Genomic DNA, 16,697 nt, shown 5'->3' with positions numbered 1-16,697 from the left:
GTTGGGGATTATCTTCCCCGGTACTGGGGCGCTCTCTTTTCGGCAAAGGCGGTGAAGCCCTCCTTGCGGTCTTCCGTATCCCGGAGGATTCCCCACAACAGGTACGAGAAGTCGATGGCATGGGGGAGCGGCATGTCCAGCCCCATTACCGCCGCCTGCTTGGCGGCCATGACGCTCAAGGGGGCATTGCCGGCGATCTTTTCCGCATATTTCCTGGCCAGCGCCATCAACTGGTCCGGCTCGGCCACATCGCTGACCAGTCCCACCCGGTGCGCCTCGGCGGCATCGATCATTTCACCGGTCAGGAGCATTTTCATGGCAACCGCCTGGGGAACGGCTCTGGGCAGGCACTGGGTCCCGTTCAGACCGGCAAGGCTCGCCACCTTGGTCTCGGTCAGACCAAACTTGGCCGTGGTGCTGCAGATCCGGAGGTCACACGCCAGGGCCATCTCCAGCCCCCCACCAATGGCGTAGCCGTTGATGCAGGCGATGATCGGCTTCCACATCTTCATGTGGGGGATGATCGGCTGTCCCTCCCTGTAGTAGAGGGCAGCCATGCATTCGTCCGGCACCTTCGCCTTTTTCATGTCCGTGCCGGTGCAGAAAGCTTTCTCCCCTGCCCCGGTCAGCACCGCCACCCGGATGTCGGGGTTTGTCTTCACCTCCCCCCAGACCTCCGCCAGCCGCACCAGCCCTTCGGGATCCAGCGCATTCATGGCGTCCGGCCGATTTAAGGTGATATAGGCGACATTCCCCTCGGTTACGAAATCAACTCCCATTGCATCCTCCTGGTATGGCGTATAGTTTTATAACTGCTGAGCATCGGTTCGTAACTCCCCCTACCCCCTCTTATCTTAAGAGGGGGAAAATTGTGGCCACATCGGAGGAACCTCCAACGGTGGCACCATGGCGTCCCTCCCCTTAGATAAGGGGAGGACAGGAGAGGTTAAATTAAGCTTCATCGCTGGCAACGATGAACGGGTTGTACGGCTTCTTCTCCTTCAACAGCTGCCGGGCGATCAGCCACCGGTGGACCTCCGAAGGTCCTTCCACAATCCGCCACAGCCGCACATGCCTGGCCACGTATTCGATCCCCAGTTCATGGGAAACTCCAACACCGCCATGGATCTGAATCGCGCGGTCAGCCACCCTGGTCAGCATCTCGGTGGCCGCCACCTTGACACTCGCCCCCTCGATCCGCAGGTCCTTGTGCCCCTGGTCCGACTTCCAGGCCGCGTAGTAGAGCATCCAGCGCACCTGTTCCAGCTCCATGGTGGAGTCGGCGATCCAGTTCTGAATGGTTCCCCGGTCTGCCAGGGGCTGGCCGAAGGTGATGCGGGTGTTGGCCTGATCGATCATCATCTGAATGAGCCGCTCTGCCATTCCGGTGCAACTGGAGGCCAGCTCGATCCGTCGCACACCGAACCGGTTCTGCAGCGGAATGAACGCTTTGCCCACCTCGCCGAGAATGGCGTCGTCATCCACTTCCACATCCTCCAGAATCAGGTCCCAGGTGGGCATGGGGCCGATTACCGGGATCTCCTTACCGATCCGCACCCCAGGATGTCCCCGATCAATGAGAAACGCCGTGAACCTGTCCTTGGTTGCGGCTGTTGGGTCGGTGACCGCAATGACTATGAAGAAGACGTTGTCATAGTCGCACTTGCTGATGAAGGTCTTGGTGCCATTGATGACCCATTTGTCACCCTTTTTTACCGCTTTGGTCTTGAGACCGCTCACGTCCGAGCCGGCACCCGGCTCGGTACAAGCCATGGCGGAATCCACGTCGCCGTTGCAGTAGGGTACGAAGTACTTTTCCCGCTGCCGGGGGCCGCAGCACTCGTGCAGGTAGTACAGGTTGGGGGCGTCCGGAGGCAGCGTGAAGCCGTGGTTTGAGAAGCCAACTAGGCTCTTCGACAGCTCCTCCACCACCAGGGTCTTGGCCAGCATGCCCAGCCCCTGGCCGCCGAACTCCTCATCCACTTCAAGGCCCCAGAAGCCCAACTCCTTCGCTTTCTGCATGAGCCGCTTGTGATCCTCGTCTGGGATAAGGTGGCCGGACTGGGTCCAGAGGGACAGCTCCCGCTCCAGGAGCGTCTTTTCCAGCGGCATCAGTTCGCGCTTGACGAACTCCCGCATCGCTTCTTTAAGCATCATGTATTCTTCAGGTATGCTGAAATCCATTCATTCTTCTCCTGGTGTTAGTAGTACGAACCTCAATCCGTGACGGCTGCCGCGCCGACGAAGCGACTGTGCCCTAGCGCCAGCCGTCACCCATTCATTTCGCCGCTACACGAGCACCTTTTCCTCGGTGAGCGTCGCGATCTCTGCGTCCGTATAGTCGAGCATCCCTTTCAGCACATCCCTGGTATGCTGCCCCAGTAGCGGAGCCGCCGTTTCCAACCGGAGCGGCGTCTTGGAAAGGCGGATCGGAGCCCGGTTGTAGAGGGTGCGCCCCATAACCGGATGGTCAAGGTAAGACCAGAACTCCCGCTCCCGTAAGTGCCCGTCCTCGATGGCACCCCGCGCGTCGTTGACCACCCCGGTTTTGACGCCGTGCCGCAGCAGTTCGTTCATGAGCTGGTCGGCGTGCTGCCCTCTGGTCCATGCCTCCACATGGTCGTTCAGTTCCTGCTCGTGTGCCTTGCGCTCCTGCAATGAGCCGAACTTCCCGTCCTCGGCCCAGGCGGGGTTGCCCATCACTTTCTTGAGCGCCCGCCATTCGTCCTCACCGAAGACTGCAATGGCGATCCATTTCCGGTAACCGAGAGTTGTGTACAGTCCGTGGGGCGCCGCATTCTGATCGCCGAACCCCGCCGGCCCCAGCGTCTCCCCATTGGCCGCATAGGCCATGGCGCTCATGGGGGCCATGCTGATGGCGGATTTCAGCTGGGAGACAGCCACGGTCTGCCCCTTGCCGGTTTGTTCCCGTTCCAGCAGGGCGGCCATGATGCCGAAGAGGGTGTGGCTGGGAGCCATGACGTGGTCGGTGTAGTTGGTGCCGGTCCCGAAGGGGCGTTCGCCGGGGAAACAGGCTTGGGCGGTCAGGCCGCACAGGGCGTTCAGGTTGACCCCGAAGCCCATGTAGCTTTTTTGCGGCCCCGTCTCCCCCTGCAGGCTCATGGTGACGTAGATGATCCGCGGGTTGATCTTCTGCACATCCTCCCAGCCAAGCCCCCACTTCTCCATCTGCCCTACGCGAAAGTTGTTGATGACGATGTCGCTCTTTTTGATCAGGCGAACCGCCACCGCCCGCGCCTTGGGGTGGCTCATGTCCAGCGCGATCCCTTTTTTATTGGGATTGCGGTTGGCAAAGTAGCCGCTTCGCTCCAGCCCCTCGTTAATCCCGTCCTTGAACGGGCCGCCGGTCCGCAGCAGGTCCGGCCGGTTCCTGCTCTCGATTTTGATCACCTCGGCCCCGCACTGGCCGAGGACGTTGGTGGCGATGGGGCCCGCCCCCACCCAGGAAAAGTCACAGACCACGATCCCTTCAAGGGCTTTTCTAAGGTTCGGCAACATGGACCACCCCCTCCTTGTGGAGCGCTTCGATTTCAGTGCGGCTGTAGCCGCATTCGCCAAGCACCTGGGCGGTGTGCTGGCCAAAGGTGGGAGCAAAATCCCCCAGGTGCCACTCAAGATTCCCGAATTCGTAGGGAGCACCGGGACAGACCACCTCGCCGCCCACCGGTTCATGATTCAGCCGCTGCCAGAAATCGTGATAGTTCAGCTGGGGGTTTTCCAAAAGGTCCTTACCGCTACTGACCGGGCTGACGGCAACCCGGTGGGCCTGGCCGGCATCATAGAGGTACTGCTTGGTGTGCTTCATGGTGAACCGCTCGAAGATGCGGCAGAAGAGATCGTACCCTTCCCTGGACTCCCGGTACGACGCGTTGATCCAGCTATCGCTGTCAAAGGCTTCCCATCCGTCCACACCTTCATCCTTCATCCACTCGACGAACGGCTCCCACATCACCTTGTTCCTGCCCATGATGGCAACGAGGGCAATAAAGCCGTCCTTGCAGGGATGAATGGTGGCAGACCCCGCTTCCCGGCCGCGCCCCCGCCTCAGCACCCCTTCCAGGTCCCAGCATTGCGCCGCTGTCTCCAGCGCCATCCCCACCGCCTCCATGCAGGAGACATCGACGAACTGGCCAACCCCGGTCCGCTGGGCGAACAGCGCGGCAATGGAGCTGCCGACTGCCGCATAGACCTCGGCCATGCGATAGGATTGGTTGTCACAGGCCCGGACCGGTTTTTCGTTATCAATGCCGGCAAGGTACAGGAAACCGCCCAGGGCAGAACAGGTCAGGTCTGACCCGGGATAGGTGCTGTACGGGCCGAAGGCACCGAACGGGGTGATCGAAGTCTGTACCAACTTGGGATTGGCCGCACTCAGGACATCATAGGAAAGACCAAGACCATCCAGGTAACCAGGAGTAAAACTCTCAAACAGGAGATCTGCTCCCTTGCATAAATCAACAAAAACTTCTCTCCCTTTTTCCTTATTAAGATCGATAACCATTCCTCTTTTGCCGGCATTGTAGTAAATGAACTGCAAGCTTCTCTCTTTTCCAGGTCGGTTTTGATAGAAAGGCCCGATGAAACGCAAAGGATCTCCGGTAATAGGCTCAATATGGATTACATCTGCACCAAGACCTGCAAACAATTTCGTTGCATAAGGTCCAAGCTCTCCGGTGAAATCCAATATGTGCAAGCTAGATAATGAACCGGTTTTACTCACTTGTTTTCTCCATTCGCTTTGCAATCACAGCTTAATGTATGACAATGACATTATCGTGTTTTGTGGGTGAGGCTTTTGGTCATGCACAATCTTTTTTTTGATTGTGATACAGACCTCAACAACAGCATTTGTCTATCGTTTAACAAAATCAGGATATCATCTATTTAGCATGCACTATGCCAAACAATATTTTCAGATGGAGAGATTTATGGTTGATTGGGAGAAATTGTGGGGAGGTTAAAATAAAATTATCGTGGATATATAGGTGGTTAGGAAGTGCAGATTTATAAAATTATGTTTGTTTGCGTGTGTGGAGGCAGGGGCAAGACCATGGATGAATGAGTATGAGTCTATGCAGGAGCGACCGGTTATGTCCCGAGAATTTCAAATTTTTTGGATCAAAGAGATGGTCAGCAAAGGTTTATGGCCAGGAAACAAAATCAATCCGACGGAGACGAGGAAAATTTCATTATTTTCTAAATTTTGCTGCTGCGTTGCAAGTTTTACGAAAATAATAAATATTTGCGGTATGTCTTCGTACGCAATCCTTGCCGCAGCTTGCACCTCAGTGTCCCGGGCGGTTAGTTCTCAGCAGGAGGGTAGTGATGCATCGGGGAATGAGGGGCAGTCGATGATCATTACCTTCTTGCCCATGTGAATCAGCTCCTTGCATCTTTTGGCATGTTCGCTCAAACCCTGAAATGGCGGCGCCCTTGGGAGGCAAGCCAGTCAAAAAGCTGGCCGGCAAGCTCATGGAGCGGCGCCACCCGGTCCACTCCTCCCCTGGCGATCGCTTCTTTGGGCATGCCGAAGACGACGCAGCTCTCCTCATCCTGGGCGAGGGTGAAAGCGCCGTTGTCATGCATCTCCCGCATGCCGGCAGCGCCATCGTCCCCCATGCCGGTCATGATGATGCCGATGGCGTTGCTGCCGGCGCAGTTGGCCACAGACCGGAACAACACATCCACCGATGGGCGGTGGCGGCAGACGGGAGGTCCGTCGGACAGTTCGGTGACATAATTGGCGCCGCTCCTTTTGAGGAGCAGATGGCGGTTGCCAGGAGCGATGTAGGCATGTCCCGGCAGCACCCGCTCGCCCCCTTCCGCCTCTTTGACCGTGATCCGGCAAAGACTGTCAAGCCGCTTGGCAAAGGTTCTGGTGAAGGTTTCCGGCATGTGCTGAGTGATGAGCGTGCCGGGGCAATCGGCAGGCATGGCCGTGAGGAAGGTCTTGAGCGCCTCGGTCCCCCCGGTGGAGGAACCAATGGCAACGACCTTTTCCGTGGTGGCAAAGCGGCCATGCCCCACTGAAAGAACCACGTCGGCGGAGTTCTTCGGCTCAACGGTCCGGCAGACCGTCCCCCCCGCTGGCCGACGCAGTCGGCACCTGGCAGCGCCGCGGATCTTGCCGGCGAGTTCGTCGGCATACTCCTCAAGGCTGTTACAGATATCGAGCTTAGGCTTGGTGACAAAGTCGAAGGCCCCCAGCTCCAGCGCCTGAAGGGTCACTGACGAATGGCGCTCAGTCAGGGACGAGACCATAATCACCGGCATCGGTCGCAGGTGCATCAGTTTTTCCAGGAAAACCAGCCCGTCCATGCGCGGCATCTCCACATCCAGCGTCAACACGTCCGGGTTGAGCGCCTTGATCTTCTCCCGTGCCACGATCGGATCGGGAGCCGTCCCAACCGCCATCATGTCCGGCTGCCGGTTGACGATATCGGAAAGCAGGCTGCGCATCAGTGCCGAGTCGTCTATGACAAGAACCTTGATGGGCATGGCGGATTCAGCTCCTCAAGGCATAGACGGTTTTCCCGCAAAGGCGGAACAGTTCGCCGTCATGCTGCAGGCTTTCCGAGTGACCGACAAATAACAGCCCATCCGGTTTAAGGTAACGGGCCAGTTTTTTCAGGACCCGTTGCTGGGTTGCCTTGTCAAAATAGATCAAGACGTTGCGGCAAAAAATGGCATCGTATCGCTCGCGAATCCCCCAGTCATCATTCAAGAGATTGAGCTGCCGAAAGGAGATCATCTCCTGTAATTCCGGCTTCACCTTGGCAAAGCCCGCATTTTCCCCTCCACCACGCAGGAAGAAGCGTTTCAGTCGTTCCGGCGCCAGCATCTGCAGTTGTTCAAGGGAGTAGATTCCCCGCCGCGCCCTTTCCAGCACGCTGGTGTCTATATCCGTGGCAAAGATGCGCACCGGGGCGTTGAAACTGTTGAATTGTTCGACGGCGGTGATGGCCAGGGAATAGGGTTCTTCTCCCGTGGAAGAGGCACAGGTCCAAAAGGCGATTGCCCGTTTTTCCCTGACGCTTTCCAGGTGCCGGGCAAGGATGGGAAAGTGGTGGGCCTCGCGAAAAAACGAAGTCATGTTCGTCGTCAGGGCGTTGATAAAGGCTTCCCGTTCATTGCGGTCACCCCCCTCCAGAATGCCAATATAATCGGTAAATGAAACTAGCCGCCGGGCGCGCAGGCGGCGGGCCAGACGGCTGTAAACCAGGTCTTTCTTGTTGGGGGAAAGGGAAATGCCGGCGATGCGGTGGATGAGGCCGCGAATGCTCTCGAACTCCTCCTCCGTGAGGGGAGAGATCATCATTTCTCTGTCATCCCCCCAACTTTCTGCTGCCGGCGCCTTGCCGGACGCTGCAGCCGCCATCCCGGTCATTTCCATTGTTCCCATCCCGCGATTAAAATTCTTTCCAGTCGTCGGCCTCCGACGCTGGGCAGTCATGCCCTTCCGCCTTGGCCAGTCTTGCCGGAGCCGTGACCGGCTTCGCCTTTGCTGCCGCTGGTTTGCCCTGGAGGGCATCGATCCTGCGCACCTTTTTCTCCATGGCGATCTTTCGCGATTGCAGGGTTTCGTCCAGTTTGAAGCGGCTGACCATCTCCACCAACTGCCCTGCCTGCTCTTCCAGGGACTCTGCCGCAGCCGCGGCCTGCTCCACCAAGGCGGCGTTCTGCTGGGTCACATCATCCATCTGGGTAATGGCGGTATTGACCTGCTCGATTCCGCTCGACTGCTCCAGGGAAGCAGCGGATATTTCCGCCATAATATCGGTAACCCGCTTGATGCTGGTAACGATCTCCTGGGTTGTGTGCCCCGCCTCTTCCACCAGCCTGCTCCCGTCCTCCACCTTGCTCACCGAATCTTCGATGAGGGCCTTGATCTCCTTTGCAGCAGCGGCGCTGCGCTGGGCGAGGCTGCGCACCTCGGCGGCGACCACGGCGAAACCACGCCCCTGCTCACCGGCACGGGCCGCCTCTACGGCGGCGTTGAGGGCCAGAATGTTGGTCTGGAAGGCGATACCGTCGATGACGCCGATGATGTCGGAAATCTTACGGGAGCTGTCGGAGATGGAACCCATGGTGTCTACGACCCGGGTAATGACTTCGCCCCCCTTGACCGCCACCGAGGAAGCACTGATGGCCAACTGGTTCGCCTGCTGGGCATTATCCGCATTCTGCTTGACGGTTGAGGTCAGCTCCTCCATGCTCGATGCCGTCTCTTCCAGTGCCGACGCCTGTTCTTCTGTACGCTGGGAGAGGTCGGCATTGCCGGCGGAGATCTGCTCGGTTGCCGTGGCAATGGAATCGGCCCCGTTGCGCACGTCCCGGACAATATCCACCAGACTGCCGTTCATCTCCTTCAGGGCCGAAAGGAGTTGCCCGGTTTCATCGCTAAATTTCGGCTCCACCTTGCAGGTCAGGTCTCCCCCGGCCACCAGTTGCGCCGTGCGCACCGCCTCCTGCAGAGGTGCGGTGATGATGCGGGTAATGAACAGGCCGAAGCCGATAGCCAGAATAACGCCGACCACCGCCAGGACCAGGGTAAAGCTGATCGCGCCCTTGGCCATGGCAGAATTCTGCTGAGAGGTCGCCTTCGCTTCCTTGACCTTGAACTCCACCAGCTTGTTCATCGCGCTTTGCTCGGCCATTGCCGCCTGTGTCGCCTCGCCGTTATATAGGGCAAGCGCTTCTGCGTCCCTCCCCGCCATGGAAAGATCGGCTATCCTGCCGATGAGCGGCCGAAAGACGGTGCGGCTGTCGCTGAAATCTTTCAGCAACGTCTTCTCTTCCGTGCCGGTAAATGCCTTTTCTGCCAGTTCCACTTTCTTGGTGATCTCCTCGCTCAACTCCTTGATCTGCTCGCTGTATTTCTGCTTTTCGGCCCGGTCGTGCACCAGCAGGATCTTAGCCAGGTTGACCCGCACCCGCTGGAATCCGGTGGATATCTCCCCCAGGTGGGCGATGGGAACGGTAACATTTTCATAGAGCGTCTGGCCGTTGTCGTCCGCCTTATGGATATTGGCAATGCCGATCGCGCCGATGACACCAGCGATGGCTGCCAGGATGATGAAGCTTGACAGCAGTTTCGTGCCGATCTTCAGATTGTAGAACCATTGCATAGCTGTTCTCCTTGGGCAGATTTATTGTCCATCGGCAGTGCCGACGTGTGCGTATCTTCGGCGCAGTTATCCATCAACTGCATCTCCGAACTGGACATCAGGCGTTCGATGTCCACCAGGATCAGCATCTGGCCGTTGACCGTGCCGAGTCCGGTAATGTATCTGGTATCGAGCCCGGAACTGAATTCTGGTGCCGCCTTCACCTGTTCCGGGGTAAGACTGAGGACGTCGGATACCCCGTCCACGACCATGCCGACCACCCGTCCAGAGAGATTGATGATGATGACGACGGTAAAGTCGTTGTAAACGGCGCTTCCCAGGTTGAATTTGATGCGCATATCGACAATGGGAACTATGACGCCGCGCAGATTGATGACCCCCTTGAGGAATTCGGGAGAATTGGCGATATGCGTCACCGCATCGTAACCGCGAATCTCCTGAACCTTGAGGATATCCATGCCGTACTCTTCGCTGCCCAGGGTAAAGGTGAGGTATTCTTCGCCCTCCCCGCTCCGGGTTGCCCCTTTTTCATCCTGCATAAACCCTCGCCTCCTTTCGATCCGGGCCGACGCCGGTCGTCACCCGCCCCATCTTTGCCTGCTGCATCAGCGCTCCCACATCAAGGATCAGGGCCACTCGCCCGTCCCCAAGAATCGTCGCGCCGGAAGTTCCTTCCACCTTACGATAGTTGTCCTCCATGCTCTTGATGACTATCTGGAGCTCATCCTGCAGGCTGTCCACCAAAATTGCCCCCTTTTCCCCCTCCACCTCGATGACCATGAGGATGCCCTTCCGGGGGTCGGTTACTGCGCCGTTAAGGTTGAAGATGCGATGCAGGTGCAGAATCGGGATGTATTCTCCCCGCACATGGACCACCTCCCTGCTGTTGACCGTTCGTAGATTGTCGTCCGTGGGCTGAAACGATTCGATAATGGCATTGATCGGCACGATCAGCCGCTCTTCACCGACGCCGACGCTGAGCCCATCGAGAATGGCCAGGGTGAGAGGCAGGCTGATGGTGACGGTGGTCCCCCTGCCCCGCTCGGACTTGATGGCAACTCGCCCCCCCAAGCTCTGGACATTCTTCTGCACCACATCCATACCGACCCCCCGCCCGGAGATATCGGTCACCGCTTCAGCTGTGGAAAACCCGGGAGCAAAGATGAGCTGCCACACCTCGTCGTCGGTCATGGTATCGACAGCGGCTATGCCACGCTCCGCCGCTTTCAGCAGGATCTTCTCCCGGTTGAGGCCGGCGCCGTCATCGATGACGTCGATGACAACCCTCCCCCCCGCCTGGGAAGCCTGCAGCGTGACGGTGCCGGTGGGTGCTTTGCCGGCAGCAGTACGTATTTCCGGCACTTCCAGGGCGTGATCCAGGGCATTGCGCACCAGGTGAGTAAGTGGGTCGGCGATTTTTTCCACCAGCCCCTTATCCAGCTCCGTAGTCTCCCCCACCAGCTTTAGCTCGACCTGTTTGCCCAGCTTGGCCGCCAGTTCCCGCACCAGCCGTGGAAAACGGTTGAAGACGATGCTGATGGGGACCAGCCTGATGGACATGACGCTCTGCTGCAGGTCCCTGGTGTTTCGCTCCAGCTGCTGCAACCCCCGATGCAGGTTCTCGAAATGGACCGGATCGAGAGCATCCCCCATCTGGCGCAGCATGGCCTGGGTGATGACCAGCTCCCCCACCTGGTTGATCAGCTGGTCAACCTTGGCCACACCGACACGGATGGACGATTCCGTTTCACTTCCCCGGCGACCGAACGCCCCGGGAGCTGCCTCATTCCGGTCATAGGCTCTTCTGCCGAATGGCAGAGCCTCTCCTGCCGGCTGCAGGGGTGGTACCACAGGCAGCGCCGTAAATTTGCTGCCGTCGGTGCTGTCCAGCTTTCTCACCTGCAGCTGCCCCTCATCGGCAACAAATTCGAAGACATCACGGATCTCCCGCTCCATGCAGGAAGCCAATAACTGCAGCCGCCAACGGGTATGACACTCTTCGGGATCAAATTCCTCGATGGCAGGTAACTCTGCCACCTCTGCTTGCGCCGTGAACGTCCCCAGCTGGGCCAGCTCGTCGAAGAGATAATCCATGCGGGCTCCCCGCAAGAAGAGATCGAGGTCCGGCACAAAATCTATTTCATAGATCCCGGCCCGACCGGCAGCCGAGTTCTCCCCATCGGAAGAAGCCCCAAGCGCCGGGGAAGACGAAAGGTCCTGCTCTGCCAATTGTTGCAAGCTGCTGCAGACCTCTTCCACAGCCTGCTGGTTGACCGGTTTCCCGTCCCGGTGCCATCCCAGCTGCATGGCGATGGTATCCTTCGCCTGCAAAAAAAGGTCGATCATTGCCGGGGACAACAGCAGCTCTCCCCCCCGAATCCGATCGAGCAGCGATTCGAGCAGATGGGTTACCACCGTCATGTCGTCGAAGCCGAAGATTCCGGCACTTCCCTTAATGGTGTGTGCCGAACGGAAGAGGGCATTGAGCTCCTCCCCATCGGGCCGGTGTACATCCAGGCCGAGAAGGATACGCTCGATGTCCGCCAGGTGCTCACTGCATTCCTCGAAGAAGGTCTGACTGAAGCGGGCCAAATCCATGGAGCCTCCCCGGCTGCTCATCGGTCGCTCCCTCCCGAGCTGCCGCTCCGGAAATAATGACTGAACCCAAAGGTATCGATGATCTCCTGCAGGTTGGCCGGTACGGCGACAATGGACGGCTCCCACCCCATATTGAGCACCTGGCAGGCCAGGAGGGCCAGGAGCTGACAGCCGCAAGCATCCAGCGTCTCCACTCCTTCGAGGACGATGGCTAGTCTGCCGGCTGCAACACCGCCATCGCTTGAAAGCTCCGTTCTCAGCCCGGCCAGATAGGCCATGATCAGCGGCAGCTGGCGGGCTACGCCTGCCACCGACCAATCGCCATCCAGCACAAGTGACCGTGGTTTCTGTGGGGGTAGGGTCATGGAAACCTCCTGCTTGGTTGTGAGCCTGGTAGTGCAGGGGGGATGCCAAAAACGGATACTAATTTTTACTTGTTAAATTGGGTAGTTAGGCAAAGGAAGGGAGGAAGGGGGGTGCGACAATTATTGCAGTTATTAGGTGCAGAAGCCTCCCAGATGGCACCCGCTACGGGACTGGAAGAAAGGAGACAAAGGTTCACATTGCAACTTTTGTCGCAGGGTTTACCTGAAGCTTGCGGCGTATCTATGCTCTGTCCGGCGGATTTTCGCCCCGCCTGCTCAGACGCTTGTTCAGGGCCTGCCTGCTGATGCCCAGGTGTGAAGCGGCTATGCCCTGATTGCCGCCGGCGGCTTTCAAGGCATGGGCGATGAGCGCTTCTTCCGCCTCCCTGAGGGTCGGCATCTGCCCCCCGGCCATGCCGGTGCACTGCCTTAAGGAGGCGATGGGATCGGGACCGCGACGGCTACGGTCGGTGCCGATCGCTTCCTTGAAGCTTTTCAGGGAAAGCACCCCCTGCTGATGATTGGCAACCGCATCGAAAACGAGCGCTTTCAGCTCGCGGATGTTGCCCGGAAAATCGTAAGCTGACAGGTAGCCGGCCAGTTCGCCCGGGGGAGTCGGTCTTGCCTTGCCCATGGCCGCAGCAGCCTCATCGAGAAAGCGATTGACCAGCAGGGGAATGTCCTCCAGCCGCTCGCGCAGTGGCGGCAGCTGGATCTTATGGGTCTGCAGCCTATAATAGAGATCGCTGCGGAAAGCACTATCTTCCACCCTCTGTTTCAGGTCGCGGTTGGTGGCGACGACGATCCGGGCATCGCTCTTCTTGCAGGTGTCCGAACCGAGCGGGTAATACTCCCGTTCCTGTAAAAGGCGCAGCAGCTTGATCTGGGATGTGGGCTGCAGGTCACCGATCTCGTCGAGGAAGAGGGTCCCCCCAGCCGCCTTTGCAATGAGCCCTTCCCGGGGCTGGTCCGCCCCGGTAAATGCGCCCCTGGTGTGGCCGAAGAGGGTATCGGAAAAAGCATGGTCATCCAGACCAGCAATGTTGACCGCCATGAAGGGGCCACCCACTTTCCCCGATTCGTGGAGGGCACGAACAATCATCTCTTTGCCGACGCCGGTCTCCCCGGTGACAAGCACCGGCTGATCGCTCGCCGCCACTGCCTCTGTGTAACGAAAGATGCGTCTCATGGCAGGGTTGCGCGTGACGATGGGGGCAAAAACCTCTTCATTATCCAGGTGGTCTGAGAAGAAATGCCTGGTCAGCAGGGAAACCTCGTTCCGCAGGGAGTGGAGTTCTAGAGCCCGGCTGACACTCCCCAGAAGCCGGCTCTTCTCTGCCGGTTTAACGAAATAATCCAAGGCTCCCAACTTCATGCACTCCACCGCCAGCTCGATCTGGTTGGCCGCACTCATGATAATGACAGGGATCTGGGGAAAACGGTCCTTGATCTCTTTAAGGAGCTCGAATCCCCCGAGATGGGGCATATAAAGATCGAGCAGCATGAGAGCGACGCTCCTCTCCTGCAGCAGGGGAATGACCTTGCGGCTGTCGCTCAGGGTCGTGACTTCGCTGAAGCCGGCCCCCCTGAGCATGATACGGTAGATGAAGAGTATCTCCTCCTCGTCATCGATGAGGAGAATGGGAAATTTTCCGGGGCTGGTCATGGTATCCTCTCTGTCAAATCGGGTATTCCACCGTCGGCGCACGGTCTGCAGCCGCAGCCGATGCCGGTCCCGCACCCGGTGCGGTAGGCAGGTACAAGGTTGCAGTCGTTCCCTCGCCGGGAACGGACTTGAACAGCAGCGACCCTCCATGCTCCTTGATGATGGTGTCGGTAATGGAAAGACCGAGGCCGGTCCCCCCCTCGTCGAGCCTGGTGGAGAAGAAGGGTTCGGTAAGCCGCTCCAGTACCTCCGGCGACATCCCCCGCCCTTCGTCCTTCACCGTAATGCTCACGCACCCCGATTGCTCGACAAAGGCGGAGGCTACTGAAACGGCTCCGGATTTGTCGCGAAGAGCCTGCAGGGCGTTCATCACCAGATTGATCACCACCTGTTCTATCTGCTGGGACCTTCCCCGGGCGGGAGGGAGACACTGGCCGAGGGCGAGGGAAAAGTTGTTGGTGTGCCTGTGGATGTGGTGGCTGAGGATGGACACGCCATCGCTAATAGCCTTATTCAGGTCGAAGGCCGCAGCCTGCGCCCCTTTCTCATCCCGGTAGAACCCCTTCAGATTGTCGATGATGTCGGCGATGCGGCGTGAGCCTTCGGTGAGACCGGAACAGAGGCGCGGGATCACCTGCTCCATCTCGCTAAAAGGTAATCCACCCAGGCATATTTCCCCATGCTCCTCCACATGGCGGCGCAGGACCGGCATTGCGTCGCTCCAGGTCTCCGCCAGCAGAGCCGCATTGGCCGAAATGTAGCTGTTCGGATTGTTGATTTCGTGGGCGACCCCCGCCGTCAGAACCCCCAGAGCCGTCATTCTGTTGGCATGGATCAGCTTCGCCTGGGTCTCCTTCATCTCCTTTTGCAGCCGCATTCTTTCCCCGATGTCCCGAAAGGAGCAGTAGAGAATTTCGTTGCTGCCGATGGTTATCTTTTTACAGCGGACAGAAACGGTGAGGCTGATACCCTGTTTCCCCCTGACCGCAGCCTTGTCCAGCTGAACACTCTCCGCATCTGCAGATCCGGCAACGAGCGCAGCCAGCCTGGCCGTATCGGCTTCGTCCATAAGGGAAGACAGCTCTTGGAAGATCAAATCATTTCTGTCGCAGTCGAAAAGAACGCCTGCCGCCGGATTGGCATCGAGAATGCGGAACGACTCCGGCGACAAAAGGAGAATGGCATCCCAGTTCTGGGAAAAGAGCTGATGGAAGCGCTCCTCCATCTCTCGGACCTTTTCTTCCACGCACTTGCGGTCGGTAATATCGAGCATGACCCCCACCAGCCCCTCCGGCACCTCGTCAATGCTGGTGAATAACGCCTTGTAAAAAATGACGTGACGATACCCACCATCGGCACAGCGGACCTGGGACTCGTAGACCTGCACCCCCTGCCGTTCTGCCAGCTCCAGGTCGTGGGAGTCATAGATCTCCGCCAATGCTTTGGGCGCCAAATCATGGACCGTCTTACCTATCATCCGGTCGCGGGTCACCCCGATCAGTTCCATAAAAGCGGTGTTGCACCCCAGGTAGCGGCCGGCCATGTCCTTGTAAAAAACCGGCGCCGGAATGGTATCCATCAGGGTTTGCAGGAAGCGGAGTTGTTCCTGCACCGTTTTCCTCTTCTTGTTCAGTTCGACCACCAGCCGGTTGAAGGCCCCTGCCAGGGCACCTATCTCGTCACCGGTATCCAAGGCAATAGGTTTCTGTTCGTCAGCCGTTGCCATGGTTCTCACCTGGGCCGTGAGGTGACGCAAGGGAGCAGTGAGCATGCCCAGCATATACCAGACGGTGACAATGGAAAGTCCCGCCACGATCGGAACGGCAAGCAGCATGAAACGCTGTGTCTGGTCAATGGGTGCATATGCCTCAGACTGGGGGGAGTTGGCAGAAAGTACCCAGCCGGTGGTCTTCAGGTGTCTGAACGAGCTCACCATAGGCACGCCCAGGGAAGTTACCGTTTCCCCTGTCTCTTCGGAGCCGGCGAAGGCACGGTCCAGCAGGCGGTTGCTCCCCGCCGGCACGACATCCCTGAGGATTCTCTCCCGATAGGGATGGAGGATGAGCAGTCTTTGCCTGCTGACGATGCAGAAATAGCCGTTCTTACCGATCTTGGCACTGGCCACCTTACCAAGAAAGTTATCTTTCATCAGGTCGATACTTCCCCCGATGAATGCCAGCACCTTGCCGTGCCGGTCCAACACCGGCGCAGTGAACATGACTACCGGATGGTGGTGCTTCTTTGAGGTGAAATAGGGATCGGAAATATACGACTTGCCGGTCTGCATGGTTCTTTTGAAGTATTCGCGAAAGGAGTAATTCGCTACCTCCAGCCCCGGTTCCATGGGGGCGCCGGCGAGAATCTTGCCGTTGGCCAGGAAGAGGTAGAAGCCGTTGTCGAACATGAGCCGGGAATCGTTTTTTTCATCCAGGAACTGCTGGGCTTTCTCCCTGTCCCTCAGGAGCTCGGGCGTCACACGTTTCGCGACCGCCGTCACTTCTGCCTGGAAGGTTGCAATCTTGCCGTCAATCTCATCGGCCATTGACGAGGCAAGGGAAGCCTGCTGTCCGTAGATGAAGATCTTTTGGTGGCGGTCGAAGTAGAAGAGGCTGGAACAAGCACCGAAGGACATGAACAGCACGACGAAAGCCGAAGTTGTCAGTGCTATTTTCGTTCTAAGGCTGATTCTGATATGAGCTTTTCCCCGGTGCTTGGTGCTCGACAACGAGTTCTCCTCTCCTTCCATACTTAGGCAAACGGTCCGGCTAACTGTATAGGATTATTTTGCCGTGGACAAGACCTGTCCGGGTTTCTCCTGCAGCCACCTTTCCCCTTCGGAGAAGCCTATGGTGCTATTGAAAAAAAAAATTTAGACACAGTGGGAGCCGCTCGGAGCTCGACGGGTGCGCAAGGGCCCTG

General features: G+C 58.2%; 12 protein-coding genes. All 12 read right to left on the bottom strand.

Annotation, left to right across the window (positions count from 1 at the left end):
• Positions 1-8: 8 nt before the first annotated feature.
• Positions 9-779, bottom strand: coding sequence for an enoyl-CoA hydratase-related protein (locus ML541_RS10845; RefSeq protein WP_243372869.1), 771 nt, complete (start codon positions 777-779; stop codon positions 9-11).
• A gap of 172 nt (positions 780-951) precedes the next feature.
• Positions 952-2,184 carry an acyl-CoA dehydrogenase gene (locus ML541_RS10840; RefSeq protein WP_243372868.1) on the bottom strand — a complete coding sequence of 411 codons (1,233 nt, stop codon included), beginning with the start codon at positions 2,182-2,184 and terminating at the stop codon, positions 952-954.
• Positions 2,185-2,289: 105 nt separating this feature from the next.
• Complete coding sequence (locus tag ML541_RS10835; protein ID WP_243372867.1) at positions 2,290-3,519, bottom strand: CoA transferase; 1,230 nt, start codon at positions 3,517-3,519, stop codon at positions 2,290-2,292.
• Entirely contained in the window at positions 3,503-4,741 is a 1,239-nt protein-coding gene (locus tag ML541_RS10830; protein ID WP_243372866.1) for a CoA transferase, read from the bottom strand. Before ML541_RS10830 ends, ML541_RS10835 begins: the two co-directional genes overlap by 17 nt.
• 689 nt (positions 4,742-5,430) lie before the next feature.
• Positions 5,431-6,519: a chemotaxis response regulator protein-glutamate methylesterase gene (locus ML541_RS10825; RefSeq protein WP_243372865.1), complete on the bottom strand. Its 1,089-nt coding sequence runs from the start codon at positions 6,517-6,519 to the stop codon at positions 5,431-5,433.
• Between the two features lie 7 nt (positions 6,520-6,526).
• Complete coding sequence (locus tag ML541_RS10820; RefSeq protein ID WP_243372864.1) at positions 6,527-7,414, bottom strand: CheR family methyltransferase; 888 nt, start codon at positions 7,412-7,414, stop codon at positions 6,527-6,529.
• Between the two features lie 16 nt (positions 7,415-7,430).
• Complete coding sequence (locus ML541_RS18900; RefSeq protein WP_279342449.1) at positions 7,431-9,149, bottom strand: methyl-accepting chemotaxis protein; 1,719 nt, start codon at positions 9,147-9,149, stop codon at positions 7,431-7,433.
• Positions 9,128-9,688 (bottom strand): chemotaxis protein CheW, encoded by a 561-nt coding sequence (locus ML541_RS10805; protein ID WP_243372863.1) that lies wholly within the window; start codon positions 9,686-9,688, stop codon positions 9,128-9,130. Before ML541_RS10805 ends, ML541_RS18900 begins: the two co-directional genes overlap by 22 nt.
• On the bottom strand, positions 9,678-11,768 hold the full coding sequence (locus tag ML541_RS10800) for a chemotaxis protein CheW (RefSeq protein WP_243372862.1): 2,091 nt from the start codon (positions 11,766-11,768) through the stop codon (positions 9,678-9,680). Before ML541_RS10800 ends, ML541_RS10805 begins: the two co-directional genes overlap by 11 nt.
• Entirely contained in the window at positions 11,765-12,112 is a 348-nt protein-coding gene (locus ML541_RS10795) for a hypothetical protein (RefSeq protein WP_243372861.1), read from the bottom strand. The genes ML541_RS10800 and ML541_RS10795 overlap by 4 nt, the downstream gene beginning before the upstream one ends.
• Positions 12,113-12,353: 241 nt before the next feature.
• Positions 12,354-13,778: a sigma-54 dependent transcriptional regulator gene (locus ML541_RS10790; protein ID WP_243372860.1), complete on the bottom strand. Its 1,425-nt coding sequence runs from the start codon at positions 13,776-13,778 to the stop codon at positions 12,354-12,356.
• A 13-nt stretch (positions 13,779-13,791) separates the two neighbouring features.
• Positions 13,792-16,503 (bottom strand): PAS domain S-box protein, encoded by a 2,712-nt coding sequence (locus ML541_RS10785; protein ID WP_243372859.1) that lies wholly within the window; start codon positions 16,501-16,503, stop codon positions 13,792-13,794.
• Positions 16,504-16,697: the final 194 nt, after the last annotated feature.

This window comes from Geotalea sp. SG265 (assembly GCF_022808985.1).
Taxonomy (GTDB): Bacteria; Desulfobacterota; Desulfuromonadia; order Geobacterales; family Geobacteraceae; genus Geotalea.
The sequence above is the reverse complement of the archived record's forward strand: the minus strand, read 5'-3'. Positions and strand labels throughout refer to the sequence as shown.